6 protein-coding genes, 2 tRNA genes and 2 rRNA genes (1 of these 10 cut by a window edge) are annotated in these 13,281 nt (G+C 61.8%); 4 read left to right on the plus strand and 6 right to left on the minus strand.

Translation table 11 applies throughout. The features are described from left to right. The 4 genes from AC5V87_RS36305 to AC5V87_RS36320 all read right to left on the minus strand — a co-directional run. A 23S ribosomal RNA gene (locus AC5V87_RS36305) occupies nt 1-1,215 on the minus strand; it reaches 1,632 nt to the left of the window's first position. 385 nt (nt 1,216-1,600) lie between these two features. Then, nucleotides 1,601-1,676: transfer RNA gene (locus AC5V87_RS36310), tRNA-Ala, on the minus strand. A 33-nt stretch (nt 1,677-1,709) separates the two neighbouring features. Then, nucleotides 1,710-1,786, minus strand: a tRNA-Ile gene (locus AC5V87_RS36315). Nucleotides 1,787-1,976: 190 nt separating this feature from the next. Beyond that, nucleotides 1,977-3,465, minus strand: a 16S ribosomal RNA gene (locus AC5V87_RS36320). Together the 16S and 23S rRNA genes with 2 tRNA genes alongside form the textbook arrangement of a ribosomal RNA operon. A gap of 986 nt (nt 3,466-4,451) precedes the next feature. On the opposite strand from AC5V87_RS36320, the gene AC5V87_RS36325 reads away from it, so the two are divergent. The 3 genes from AC5V87_RS36325 (at nt 4,452) to AC5V87_RS36335 (ending at nt 8,648) form a co-directional block, all read left to right on the plus strand. Next, nucleotides 4,452-6,515, plus strand: coding sequence for a peptidoglycan DD-metalloendopeptidase family protein (locus AC5V87_RS36325; RefSeq protein ID WP_495369329.1), 2,064 nt, complete (start codon nt 4,452-4,454; stop codon nt 6,513-6,515). Nucleotides 6,516-6,674: 159 nt separating this feature from the next. Continuing rightward, nucleotides 6,675-8,294 carry an NHL repeat-containing protein gene (locus tag AC5V87_RS36330; RefSeq protein ID WP_456842374.1) on the plus strand — a complete coding sequence of 540 codons (1,620 nt, stop codon included), beginning with the start codon at nt 6,675-6,677 and terminating at the stop codon, nt 8,292-8,294. A gap of 87 nt (nt 8,295-8,381) precedes the next feature. Beyond that, the gene (locus AC5V87_RS36335) at nt 8,382-8,648 is read left to right on the plus strand and encodes a hypothetical protein (RefSeq protein ID WP_456842373.1); all 267 of its coding nucleotides are present in this window, start codon (nt 8,382-8,384) and stop codon (nt 8,646-8,648) included. 85 nt (nt 8,649-8,733) lie between these two features. Here AC5V87_RS36335 and clpB read toward each other — a convergent pair whose 3' ends face one another. Then, a complete protein-coding gene (gene clpB, locus AC5V87_RS36340; protein WP_495369330.1) occupies nt 8,734-11,373 on the minus strand; it encodes an ATP-dependent chaperone ClpB in 2,640 nt (879 codons plus the stop codon). Between the two features lie 241 nt (nt 11,374-11,614). On the opposite strand from clpB, the gene AC5V87_RS36345 reads away from it, so the two are divergent. Beyond that, entirely contained in the window at nt 11,615-12,403 is a 789-nt protein-coding gene (locus tag AC5V87_RS36345; RefSeq protein WP_456842371.1) for an MOSC domain-containing protein, read from the plus strand. Nucleotides 12,404-12,521: 118 nt separating this feature from the next. Here AC5V87_RS36345 and AC5V87_RS36350 read toward each other — a convergent pair whose 3' ends face one another. Further along, the gene (locus AC5V87_RS36350; RefSeq protein ID WP_456842370.1) at nt 12,522-13,178 is read right to left on the minus strand and encodes a TIGR02594 family protein; all 657 of its coding nucleotides are present in this window, start codon (nt 13,176-13,178) and stop codon (nt 12,522-12,524) included. Nucleotides 13,179-13,281 lie beyond the last annotated feature (103 nt).

The raw sequence follows: 13,281 nt of genomic DNA on the forward strand, positions 1-13,281 counted from the left end.
CTTCGGCGCAGAAACCCTTATTTAGACCAGTGAGCTGTTACGCTTTCTTTAAAGGATGGCTGCTTCTAAGCCAACCTCCTGGTTGTTTTGGGATTTCCACATCCTTTCCCACTTAGCCACGAATTAGGGGCCTTAGCTGTAGGTCCGGGTTGTTTCCCTCTCCACGACGGACGTTAGCACCCGCCGTGTGACTCCCGCATATTGCTTTCGGGTATTCGGAGTTTGGTTGGGTTTGGTAAGACGGTAAGTCCCCCTAGCCCATCCAGTGCTCTACCCCCCGAAGCATTCGTGCGAGGCGATACCTAAATATCTTTCGCGGAGAACCAGCTATTTCCCAGTTTGATTGGCCTTTCACCCCTAACCACAAGTCATCGGAGCCTTTTTCAACAGGCACCCGTTCGGTCCTCCAGTGAGTGTTACCTCACCTTCAACCTGCTCATGGCTAGATCACTAGGTTTCGGGTCTAATACAACGAACTTGGCGCCCTATTCAGACTCGCTTTCGCTACGCCTCCGCCTATCGGCTTAAGCTTGCTCGTTAAATTAAGTCGCTGGCCCATAATACAAAAGGTACGATGTCACCCAGAACGAATCTTGGGCTCCATCTGTTTGTAGGTGTCCGGTTTCAGGTCTATTTCACTCCCCTCGTCGGGGTGCTTTTCACCTTTCCCTCACGGTACTGGTTCGCTATCGGTCGCTGAGGAGTACTTAGGCTTGGAGGGTGGTCCCCCCGTGTTCAGACAGGATTGCACGTGTCCCGCCTTACTCGTGGATACATCATCGCATTACTCGTACGGGGCTATCACCCTCTGAGGCCCAGCTTTCCTGACTGGTTCCGATTGTCTTTGATGTATCACTGGCCTGGTCCGCGTTCGCTCGCCACTACTAACGGAGTCTCTGTTGATGTCCTTTCCTCCAGGTACTTAGATGTTTCAGTTCCCTGGGTTCGCTTGAAACCTCCTATGTATTCAGAAGTCTCATACCTTCTCTTGATAACCGGAAATCCAAAACCTCTGAGGTCATGGTCCCGATCATTTCTGGTCAAACCCCAAAACCTAAGGTCTTGGAGTTCCGGCTATCGAAGGTGGGTTTCCCCATTCGGAAATCCGCGGATCAAAGCTTCTTCGCAGCTCCCCACGGCTTATCGCAGCGTAGCACGTCCTTCATCGCCTCTCAGCGCCAAGGCATCCACCGAACACCCTTAAGGCACTTGATTGCTCTCATTATCAATGTCCACACACTCGGCAGAATGCTGCCTGTAAGAACCGCCTTGCGGCACGCGCCCTCGACGAGCGCTATTCTCACAGCCGGACATTGACTAGAAAGACCAGCTTGCTTCGTAAGATCGTTCCGATAGCGAGGCGGTCAAGCTTCGCTAAAAGGATCATTTTACAACTCGCGTTCAGCCTCACGGCTGAAAGCGAGCGCCGAAAATGATCCGGAGATAATGAAGGATCCGCGCAACAATCTGCTGCACGACCCAACTCGGATCGATCTCCTCTTTACGATGTCAGAAAACACGCAGTTCACTGTCTATCCAGACTAGTGAATGCGAAGTGATGTTTCGCGGACGACGGTCAGTCGCAGGTGATCAAACCATCTGGTGGAGCCAGACGGGATCGAACCGACGACCTCATGCTTGCAAAGCACGCGCTCTCCCAGCTGAGCTATGGCCCCGTAACCAGAAGACGAATGCTCACTCGATGAAAGTGGTGGGCCTGGGAAGACTTGAACTTCCGACCTCACGCTTATCAAGCGCGCGCTCTAACCAACTGAGCTACAAGCCCCTAACGCACATCCCGTTAAGGACCCTGGATCCTGCCGTTGCAGGCCCAGCGCGTGTTCGTCCGCGAAGAAAGAGAAACGAAGACGGCGAAATCCCGCCAATGCAGCTCAACGATCTGGCGATCTGTTGGCCACTGATGTTTCTAAAACGATCCGATAGTGAGCGTGAGCTCGCTGAAGGATCATCCTTAGAAAGGAGGTGATCCAGCCGCAGGTTCCCCTACGGCTACCTTGTTACGACTTCACCCCAGTCGCTGACCCTACCGTGGCCGGCTGCCTCCCTTGCGGGTTAGCGCACCGTCTTCAGGTAAAGCCAACTCCCATGGTGTGACGGGCGGTGTGTACAAGGCCCGGGAACGTATTCACCGTGGCGTGCTGATCCACGATTACTAGCGATTCCAACTTCATGGGCTCGAGTTGCAGAGCCCAATCCGAACTGAGACGGCTTTTTGAGATTTGCTAGGACTTGCGTCTTCGCATCCCATTGTCACCGCCATTGTAGCACGTGTGTAGCCCAGCCCGTAAGGGCCATGAGGACTTGACGTCATCCCCACCTTCCTCGCGGCTTATCACCGGCAGTCTCCTTAGAGTGCTCAACTAAATGGTAGCAACTAAGGACGGGGGTTGCGCTCGTTGCGGGACTTAACCCAACATCTCACGACACGAGCTGACGACAGCCATGCAGCACCTGTGTTCCAGGCTCCGAAGAGAAGGTCACGTCTCTGCGACCGGTCCTGGACATGTCAAGGGCTGGTAAGGTTCTGCGCGTTGCGTCGAATTAAACCACATGCTCCACCGCTTGTGCGGGCCCCCGTCAATTCCTTTGAGTTTTAATCTTGCGACCGTACTCCCCAGGCGGAATGCTTAAAGCGTTAGCTGCGCCACTAGTGAGTAAACCCACTAACGGCTGGCATTCATCGTTTACGGCGTGGACTACCAGGGTATCTAATCCTGTTTGCTCCCCACGCTTTCGTGCCTCAGCGTCAGTACCGGGCCAGTGAGCCGCCTTCGCCACTGGTGTTCTTGCGAATATCTACGAATTTCACCTCTACACTCGCAGTTCCACTCACCTCTCCCGGACTCAAGATCTTCAGTATCAAAGGCAGTTCTGGAGTTGAGCTCCAGGATTTCACCCCTGACTTAAAGACCCGCCTACGCACCCTTTACGCCCAGTGATTCCGAGCAACGCTAGCCCCCTTCGTATTACCGCGGCTGCTGGCACGAAGTTAGCCGGGGCTTATTCTTGCGGTACCGTCATTATCTTCCCGCACAAAAGAGCTTTACAACCCTAGGGCCTTCATCACTCACGCGGCATGGCTGGATCAGGGTTGCCCCCATTGTCCAATATTCCCCACTGCTGCCTCCCGTAGGAGTTTGGGCCGTGTCTCAGTCCCAATGTGGCTGATCATCCTCTCAGACCAGCTACTGATCGTCGCCTTGGTAGGCCATTACCCTACCAACTAGCTAATCAGACGCGGGCCGATCTTTCGGCGATAAATCTTTCCCCGTAAGGGCTTATCCGGTATTAGCACAAGTTTCCCTGTGTTGTTCCGAACCAAAAGGTACGTTCCCACGCGTTACTCACCCGTCTGCCGCTGACGTATTGCTACGCCCGCTCGACTTGCATGTGTTAAGCCTGCCGCCAGCGTTCGCTCTGAGCCAGGATCAAACTCTCAAGTTGGACTTGAACTTTGAACCGGCTGATCACAACGTTTGACGAGGTCCCACCATACTCGCGAAGCGATTCACATCGCTTGCGAACTGACCTCAATGAAGAGGCCATGGTGTTACCTTTGAAACGTGTACCGCCGAAGTCTTTCGTCCGGTCTCGATCAGAAAAGCCGAAGCTTTTCAGAAGCGAGACCCGCAAGGACTCCGCCGTCCACGTTTCTCTTTCTTCATCTTCACTTGTCAAACAGCCCGGGACCGGAGAGGCCCCAACCTTCCTGAGAGGAAGGGTTCCGACACCCTTACCGACGATGGATGAACTCCAACCGACTGGTGTCGGCTGTTGTGTCACTCAACAAGGTGAGGAGCATCAGTGGCGCGTTCGCTCGCCTTGGTCAGTGACCCGGCGGCGCCGCGCTCAGTGGTTGGGGTTATAGGCCCCGCCTTCCGGGCTGTCAACGCCAATCGTCAACAAATCGTCGCACAGTGGATCACGGAAAAAAGTCAAGCGATTCCAGTCGATTAGGCGGCCAGGGGGCGATCGGATCGAAGCTGCAGGGCAAAAAATCTGAAAAAAAGTTTGCGCCCCTGGGGGCTCCTGAGGGGCTCCGAAGGGGGTCCTGGGCGGCCTGCCGGGTGGCCTCCCGCGCCCGCCCGTTCAGGAAACTTTTTCGATATTAGGCGCCGTACTTGAGCCACAATCCCGCGGCGTTCTGATAAGAGACAAGCTTGAATCGCGGGATGCCAGTGGGGGCTGCCGCGATTTTCGTGGGGTCAGAGGAAGGCAATCATACGATGAGGCGGCCTTCTTCCGACATTCGAGAGACTTCGAGAGACCTTCACCCGTCCAGCTGTTCGTAATTTCGGCCGGCCCTATCGCGGGGCTTTCTGAGCGCGGGCGCCTGTGCGGCTTGCCTTTTCCGGTGATCCCCCTGCAAGAGGGCAACCGGAACGGGGTTCGGAAACGGGCATCTTGGGTCGTTGATTGGGGGACTTGGGTTGAACCACAGGACGTCACGCGGCGCTTACGGGCGTGAGACCGGGATCATCGATCTCGGCCACGAGCCGCCGCTGTCCGTCGATGGTTCGGAAGCCGCCGTCATCGATCGTCGCCGCGTCTCGGTGCAGTGGTTCAGCGGCACAATTCTGACCGGACTCTGCGGCGCGGCCCTGATCGGCGGCGCCGTTTTCGCATCTCTCGACGGCGAGATGACCTTCGCCAAGGTGCCCGAACGCGTCGAAGGCGCGCTGCGCGGCGCCTTTGGCGCAGCCGATCGTGCCGCCACGCTGCACAAGAGCGACCGCCTGCCGCCGCCGAACGAATCCACGGCCTCGCGCAACATCGTGCGCGTCTCGACTGTGACCCGTGTCGGCAACCGCGACGTGATGCGGGTGCGCCCCTTCGTCCGGATCGCCGGCAACCTGTCGATGACGACCAGCGAGCTGTCGGCGAAGATCCCGCCGTTCAACGCCCAGCGTCTGCTCACAGATGTCGGCTCCGATCCGAAGACCGCCTCCGACGATCCCAACAATCCCGAAGCCGTCGAGCCCGACGCCGAGGTCTCCTTCGTGACCAAGGACCTGTCGCCGGTGCTGCCGAAGGCGAAGATTTCCGCAGTGGTGGCGCTCGACGACATCCTGATGCGGGTGCGCGATGCCGCCAACTGGCGCGGCAATGGCGGCGTCCGCTACGCCTCGCTGGCCAATGCCACGGCCGATGTCTCCGGCGCGACCGGATCGTCCGACATCCGCAGCGCCTACGCGCCGGAAACCTCATCGTCCGATCCCTATGCCGGCTTCGAGACGCGCGTGGTGCCGGAAAACGTCACGCTGCTGCCGAAGACCAAGGAGCAGATCACCGGCGGCAATCCGAGCGGCGAACGCATCTACCTGGTCAAGAAGGGCGACAGCGTCGGCTCCGTGCTGCGCGATCTCGGCGCCAGCGCCGAGGAGATCAAGGCGATCACCGCAACGCTCGGCCCCCGCGGCCGCGACGGCGGCCTGAAGGAAGGCGAGAAGCTCCGCATCCTGATGGCGCCCGCAAGCCCCGGCGCCCGCCTCCAGCCCTATCGCGTCGTGGTTGCAAACGACACCATGGTCGAGGCGATCGCGGCGCTGTCCGATCTCGGCAAATATGTCGCTGTCGACGTCTCCAGCATGAACACCGTCGCCGACGCCACGGCCAACGCCAGCAGCGACGACGATGACGACGATGACGGCACCGGGGTGCGGCTCTACCAGAGCATCTACGAGACCGCGATGCGCAACAAGGTCCCGATGCCGGTCATCGAGGACATGATCAAGATCTACTCCTACGACGTCGATTTCCAGCGCAAGGTGCAGCCGGGCGATTCCTTCGACGTGTTCTACGCCGGCGAGGACGAGGGCGTGACGTCGAGCGAAAAGAACGACGTGCTGTTCGCCTCGCTCACGGTCGGCGGCGAGACCAAGAAATACTACCGCTATCAGAGCCCCGACGATGGTGTCGTCGACTACTACGACGAGACCGGCAAGAGCGCGAAGAAGTTCCTGGTCAGGAAACCCGTCAACAACGCCATCATGCGCTCCGGCTTCGGCGGCCGCCGCCATCCGATCCTCGGCTATGTGAAGATGCACACCGGCGTCGATTGGGCCACCGCCTACGGCACGCCGATCTTCGCCTCCGGCAACGGCGCGATCGAGAAGATCGGCCCCGAGGGCGGTTACGGCAAATATATCCGCATCAAGCACAATAACGGCTACGAAACCGCCTACGGCCACATGTCGGCTTTCGCCAAGGGCATGGAAGTCGGCAAGAAGGTGCGGCAGGGCCAGGTCATCGGCTTCGTCGGCTCGACTGGCGCGTCGACCGGCCCGCACGTCCACTACGAAATCCTGGTCAACGGCCGCTTCGTCGACCCGCTGCGCGTAAAACTGCCGCGCGGCCGTTCGCTGGAAGGCCCGATGCTGGCCGGCTTCGAGAAGGAGCGCGACCGGCTTGACGGCATGATGAGCGGCCGCGGCGGCGCCATCGCCCGCATGTCGGACGCGACCGGCGGTCCGCTCCAGGTCACCAACCGGTAGTAGAAACCGGTAACAGGCCGATATCGGCCGGACATTTTCAAACACGATCGGATTTCGACGTTGACCGCGTGAGACGGCCTCGCGGCGTCACAACGCCAAGTTTCGTTTGCCAAAGCAGCGCCAGGAGCGAATACTTTCCAAAAAACGGGAGGTCTCGCCATGAACAACAGGCTCGCCTGCGCAGCGCTCGTCGCTGCGCTTTTCGTCACCACGGGCGCATCCGCCGACGGCTGGGAGGTGACAAAGCTCGTGCCGGGCTCCGCATTCCATGGCGTGCACGGGCTCGGCATCGACAAGGCCGGCCACCTGTTCGCCGGCAGCGTCGCCGGCGCGGCGCTCTACGAAGTGGACATCGCCGGCGGTACCGCCAAGGTTGCAATTCCGTCTCCCGTCGGCATGGCCGACGACATCGCGTTCGCGCCCGATGGCACCATGGCCTGGACCGGATTCCTCGCCGGCGATCTCTATGCGCGCAAGGGCGACGGCCCCATCAAGAAGCTCGCATCCGGCCTTCCCGGCATCAACTCACTCGCCTTTCGCAAGGACGGCAGGCTCTATGCCACCACCGTTTTCCTCGGCGACACGCTCTATGAGATCGACGTCGAGGGCGTGAAGCCGCCGCGCCAGATCATGGAGAAAATGGGCGGCCTCAACGGCTTCGAGTTCGGTCCGGACGACAAGCTCTACGGTCCGCTCTGGTTCAAGGGCCAGGTCGTAAAGGTCGATGTCGACAAGGCCGAGCTCACCGTCGTCGCCGACGGTTTCAAGGTCCCGGCCGCGGTGAACTTCGATTCCAAGGGCAATCTCTTCGTGGTCGATACCGCGCTCGGCCAGCTCGTCCGGGTCGATCCCAAAACGGGCACCAAGACCACGGTCGCGCAATTGAAGCCGTCACTGGACAACCTCGCCATCGACGACAAGGACCGCATCTACGTCTCGAACATGGCCGACAACGGCATTCAGGAGGTCGATCCGGCGACCGGCCAGGCCAAGCAGATCATCATCGGCAAGCTGGCTTTGCCGGGCGGCATCGGCGTCACCTCGGAGAACGGAAAGGACACAATCCACGTCGCCGACGTGTTCGCCTATCGCACGGTGGACGGCACGACTGGCGAGGTCACCGAGAGGGCGCGCATGCACGCCGCCGGCACGACGCTCGAATATCCCATGAGCGCGACCGCGCAGGGCAACGATGTGGTGCTGTCGAGCTGGTTCACCGGCACGGTGCAGGTGATCGACGCCAAGACCGGCGCAACGCGCGACATGCTGCACGGCTTCAAGGCGCCGCACGATGCGATCGTACTCGCCGACGGCAGCATCCTGGTCGCCGAGCTCGGCACCAAGTCACTGGTCAAGGTGAGCGGCGAGCATGGCAAGGACCGCACCACGTTGATCGGCGGCCTCGAAGGCCCGGTGGGGCTCGTTCGCGGGAGGGCTGACGAGATCTACGTCACCGAAGCCTTTGCAGGCACCGTCTCACGGATCGATAGCAACGGCGAAAAGACCGTACTCGCCAGGGAGCTGAAAATGCCGGAAGGCATCGCGCGCGGTGGCGATGGTCAGCTGATCGTGGCGGAAGTCGGCGCCAAGCGCCTGATCGCGATCGAACCGGAGAGCGGCAAGGTCACCGAGATCGCGGCCAATCTTCCGATCGGCCTCGTGGGCGCGCCGGGAGGCCTGCCGACCCACATTCCGACCGGCGTCGCGGTGGGCGCGAGCGGGGTCATCTATGTCTCCTCCGACCTCGAGAACGCGATCTACAAGCTCGCGAAAAAGTAACCTCCGCCAGACCGGCCTCGACCGCGGAACCCACACGCTGGTTCCCGGTTAGACGCTGGCGGAAATTGATCAGCAGGAGGATCGCCCATGACGCGCCTCTCACGCGACGATGTCGTCAAGGCCGTGGATCGGGCCGACGACGTCACTATCGCCCAGATCATCGGGACGGGCGCAACCGTCGAGGAACTCGCCGAAGCTCAGGCCTGGCTCGCCAATGACGAGCCGATGATCAACGATTTGCGGCCGCTGGCACAGGGCCGCGTGCGCGAGCTGGTGGATATTCTCTCGGAACTCGACGAGGACGACGACGAGCAAGGTCCAGCCGATCCCGGCTCCGCATCTGCACTCGGCTAATTAACGAACTAACCGACAAAGCTAACGCCCCGGAGAGGCTGAACCCTCCGGGGCGGTTCGTCGTTTCAGCCGGCAGTGCCCGCACTCAATTCAGCTTGCGCTTCGACACTGGCGCCTCGAACTGGGCGATCTCCGCAGTCTGCGCTGCCCTGCCGTTGAAGGTCAGCACATTGCCTGCGGACGAGATCACAACGGTATCGCCGTCCCTGACGTCGCCGGCCAGGATCATCTCGGCGAGCGGATCCTGGAGGTAGCGCTGGATCACCCGCTTCAGCGGCCGGGCGCCGTAGGCGGGATCCCAACCCTTGGCGGCCAGCCAGTCGCGGCCGGCAGCATCGAGCGTCAGCACGATCTTGCGATCGGTCAGCAGCTTCTGCAGCCGCGCGAACTGGATCTCGACGATCCGGCCCATCTCGCTCCGCTGCAGGCGGTGGAACAGGATGATCTCGTCGACGCGGTTGAGGAATTCGGGGCGGAAATGCGCCCGCACCGTTCCCATCACCTGCTCACGCACGGCCGAGCTGTCTTCGCCCTCGGGTTGATTCACCAGAAATTCCGAACCGAGGTTCGAGGTCATGATGATCAGCGTATTGCGGAAATCGACGGTACGGCCCTGGCCATCGGTCAGGCGACCATCGTCGAGCACCTGCAACAGGACGTTGAAGACGTCGGGATGCGCTTTCTCGATCTCGTCGAACAGCACCACCTGATAAGGCCGGCGCCGCACCGCTTCGGTGAGCGCGCCGCCCTCGTCATAGCCGACATAGCCCGGAGGCGCGCCGATCAGCCGCGAGACCGAGTGCTTCTCCATGTACTCGGACATGTCGAGGCGGATCATCGCGGTCTCGTCGTTAAACAGATACTCGGCGAGCGCCTTGGTCAGCTCGGTCTTGCCAACGCCGGTCGGCCCCAGGAACATGAACGAGCCGGTGGGCCGGTTCGGGTCCTGGAGGCCCGCACGCGAACGGCGCACGGCAGTGGCGACCGCACGCACGGCCTCGGCCTGGCCGACCACGCGCTGTCCGAGCTGCTCCTCCATCTTGAGGAGCTTCTCCTTCTCGCCTTCCAGCATCTTGTCGACGGGCACGCCAGTCCAGCGCGAAACCACCTGCGCGATGTGGTTGGCGGTGACCGCCTCCTCCATCATCTCGCCGGGGTTCTCCTTCGCCTCGATATCGGCGAGCTTCTTCTCCAGCTCCGGGATCCTTCCATAGGCTAGCTCGCCGGCCTTCTGGAATTCGCCGCGCCGCTGCGCGTTGGCGAGCTCGACGCGCAAGCCGTCGAGCTCCGCCTTCAGCTTCTGGGCGTTGGAGAGCTTGTTCTTCTCCGCGCTCCAGCGCGCGGTGAGCGCTGCCGACTTCTCCTCGAGCTCGACCAGCTCCTTCTCGAGCGCTTCGAGACGGGTCTTGGAGCCGGGATCACTTTCCTTCTTCAGGGCTTCCTGCTCGATCTTGAGCCGGATGATCTCGCGGTCCAGCGAATCCAGCTCCTCCGGCTTGGAATCGACCTGCATCTTCAGCCGCGCCGCGGCCTCGTCCATCAGGTCGATCGCCTTGTCGGGCAGGAAACGATCAGTGATGTAGCGGTTGGACAGCGTCGCAGAGGCGACAAGCGCGGAATCGGCGATCCGCACGCCATGGTGCTGCTCATACTTGTCCTTCAGCCCGCGCAGGATCGAGATGGTGTCCTCGACCGAGGGCTCGCTGACGAAGATCGGCTGGAACCGCCGCGCCAGCGCCGCGTCCTTCTCGACGTGCTTCTGGTACTCGTCGAGCGTGGTCGCGCCGATGCAGTGCAGCTCGCCACGGGCGAGTGCAGGCTTGAGCAGGTTGGAGGCGTCCATCGCGCCGTCACCCTTGCCGGCGCCGATCAGCGTGTGCATCTCGTCGATGAACAGGATGAAGGTGCCTTCGCTCCCGGTCACCTCCTGGAGCACCGCCTTCAGCCGCTCCTCGAACTCGCCGCGGTATTTTGCGCCTGCGATCAGCGCGCCCAGATCGAGCGCCAGCAGCTTCTTGTCCTTCAGGCTCTCCGGCACGTCGCCATTGACGATGCGCAGCGCGAGCCCTTCCGCGATCGCGGTCTTGCCGACGCCGGGTTCACCAATCAGGACAGGATTGTTCTTGGTCCGGCGCGACAGCACCTGGATGGTGCGGCGGATCTCCTCGTCGCGGCCGATGACCGGGTCGAGCTTGCCGTCGCGCGCAGCCTGGGTCAGGTCGCGGGCATATTTCTTCAGCGCGTCATAGGCGTTCTCGGCAGTCGCGGAGTCCGCGGTGCGGCCCTTGCGCAGTGCCTCGATCGCGGCGTTGAGATTTTGCGGGGTGACGCCACCCTTGGCGAGGATCGCTCCTGCCTCGCTGGTCTTCTCCACCGTGAGACCGAGCAGAAGCCGCTCGACGGTGACGAAGCTGTCGCCGGCCTTCTCGCCGGCCTTTTCGGCGGCATCAAAAGTGCGAGCGAGCTCGGGCGCGAGATAGATCTGGCCGGCGCCGCCGCCACTGACCTTCGGCACCTTGTTCAGGGCCTCCTCGGTCGCCTTCAGGATTGCACGGGAATTGCCGCCGGCACGGTCGATCAGACCGGCAGCGAGCCCCTCATTGTCGTCCAGCAGGACTTTCAGCACATGCAGGGTGGAAAACTGCTGGTGCCCCTCGCGCATCGCGAGCGACTGCGCGGACTGGATAAAGCCCCTGGAGCGTTCAGTATACTTCTCGATGTTCATTTCTTTTCTGTCCCTCGGCCTGCCCTTGGGGCCCGCTAAGGCACCCCAAACGGCATCTTCACTGGGTTTCCGCTGCCTGCGTTGACGTTCCTCAACCGGGCATCGGTCGTATCAGCCGGCGCTGGCGCCGGCCTGACCCAGATGTGGGAAGCGCGTCCCCGGATCGAAAGAGGCGAGTTCACAATTTCGTGCGCCGATCCGCCGGCTTGGCGGGACGCGGTCGAATCCCTTAAGTAGCGGCATGACAGCCAGCCAGACCGCCGAAATCACCGGCCTCTACCGCTATCCGATCAAGGGCCTGACGCCGGAGTCCCTGCCCCGCGTGCCCTTGCGGGTCGGCCAGACCTTGCCCGCCGACCGCCGCTACGCCATCGAGAACGGCCCAAGCGGGTTCGACCCTGAAGCCCCCGAATGGAAGCCGAAGATCCAGTTCCTGATGCTGGCGCGCCATGAGCGGCTGGCCTCCCTCGACAGTCGTTTCGAGGACGCAACCAACCGCCTGACCATCCGCAAGGACGGCCAGATCGTCGCCAGCGGCGATCTCGAGACCGCCGCCGGCCGCGCTGCCATCGAGAGCTACTTCACCGAGAATTTCCAGCCGGAGCTGAAGGGCCCGCCAAAGGTTCTGTCCGGACGCGACCACAGCTTTTCCGACGTCGCCCGCAAGGTCGTGTCCATCATCAATCTCGACAGCGTCCGCGCCATCGAGATCATGCTCGGCGGCATCGCCGTGCACCCGCTGCGCTTCCGCGCCAATCTCTACGTGAAGGGCTGGCCGGCATGGTCCGAGCTCGACCTCGTCGGCCAGACGCTCGCGATCGGGCCCGCCCGGCTGAAGGTGGTCAAACGCATCGTCCGCTGCCCGGCGACCAATGTCGACCCGGTGACCGCCGCGCGCGACCTCGAAATCCCGCCGACGCTCTCGCGCCATCTCGGCCATATGGATTGCGGCATCTATGCCGAGGTGATCGAAGGTGGCGAGATCGGCGTTGGGGATGCGGTCGCGGTGGAAGAGCCGAAGCTGGTGTGAGTTAGCACCGCTGCCGGAGGGTGGGCAAAGGCGCTCTGGCGCCGTGCCCACCATTTTATTGAACGGACGGAGGTGGTGGGCTCGCTTCGCTTTGCCCATCCTACGGCCCGTGGCTCCGTTAATTCGGCATCACATACGCATAGATCCGGCCGCGCGAGACCGGGGCCTCGCGGACGCGGTTGCCGTTGTTGCCGGAAATCATGATCGGATTGCCCTGCGCGTCGATGCCGGTGATGATGCCGACATGGCCGCCGCGGCGGCCGCGCGACATCACCGCGATGGCGCCGACCTGCGGACCGGAGACGCGGGTGCCGTAACGCGCGAACGAGCTCGCCATGTCGGAGCCGGTGCCGCGATGGCCGGTATGCTCCAGCACCATGTTCATGAAGCGCGCGCACCATAGGCTGCCGCGTCCCGTCGGATTGCCGCCGAGATAGCGGCGCGCCTCGGACACGAGGCCCGATCCGCCGCCCAAGCTGCCACCGCTCATGGCGTTGCTGGCCATGCCGCCGCCGTTGGCGTTCGGATCATAGCTGGCCTGGGTGTCAGCAAAGCCGCTCGCCTGCAACTGCGCCGCGCTGCGCTCGAAGCGCGAGCCACGGGCATGATGGCGATCATGATGATGTCTGGCATGGTGCACGTAAGCGTGCCGCTCTGCGCTATGACGATGATGCGGCCGCGCTGAGGCCGGAGAAACGAACGCGGCAGCCGCCGCGAAGAAGAACGCCAGCGCGACAATACAACGCGACAGGCGGTACGCAAACAACTCAACCATTCTTCATCCTTAGTTACACCCCCACTTCCCGTCGGCAAGTGCCGTGGCCGACATCCGCCGGGGCGTAAAGCGTCCGGATGTGGCGAGAAAAAGACTGCCATGT

The organism is Bradyrhizobium sp. SOJA106 (genome assembly GCF_059448745.1).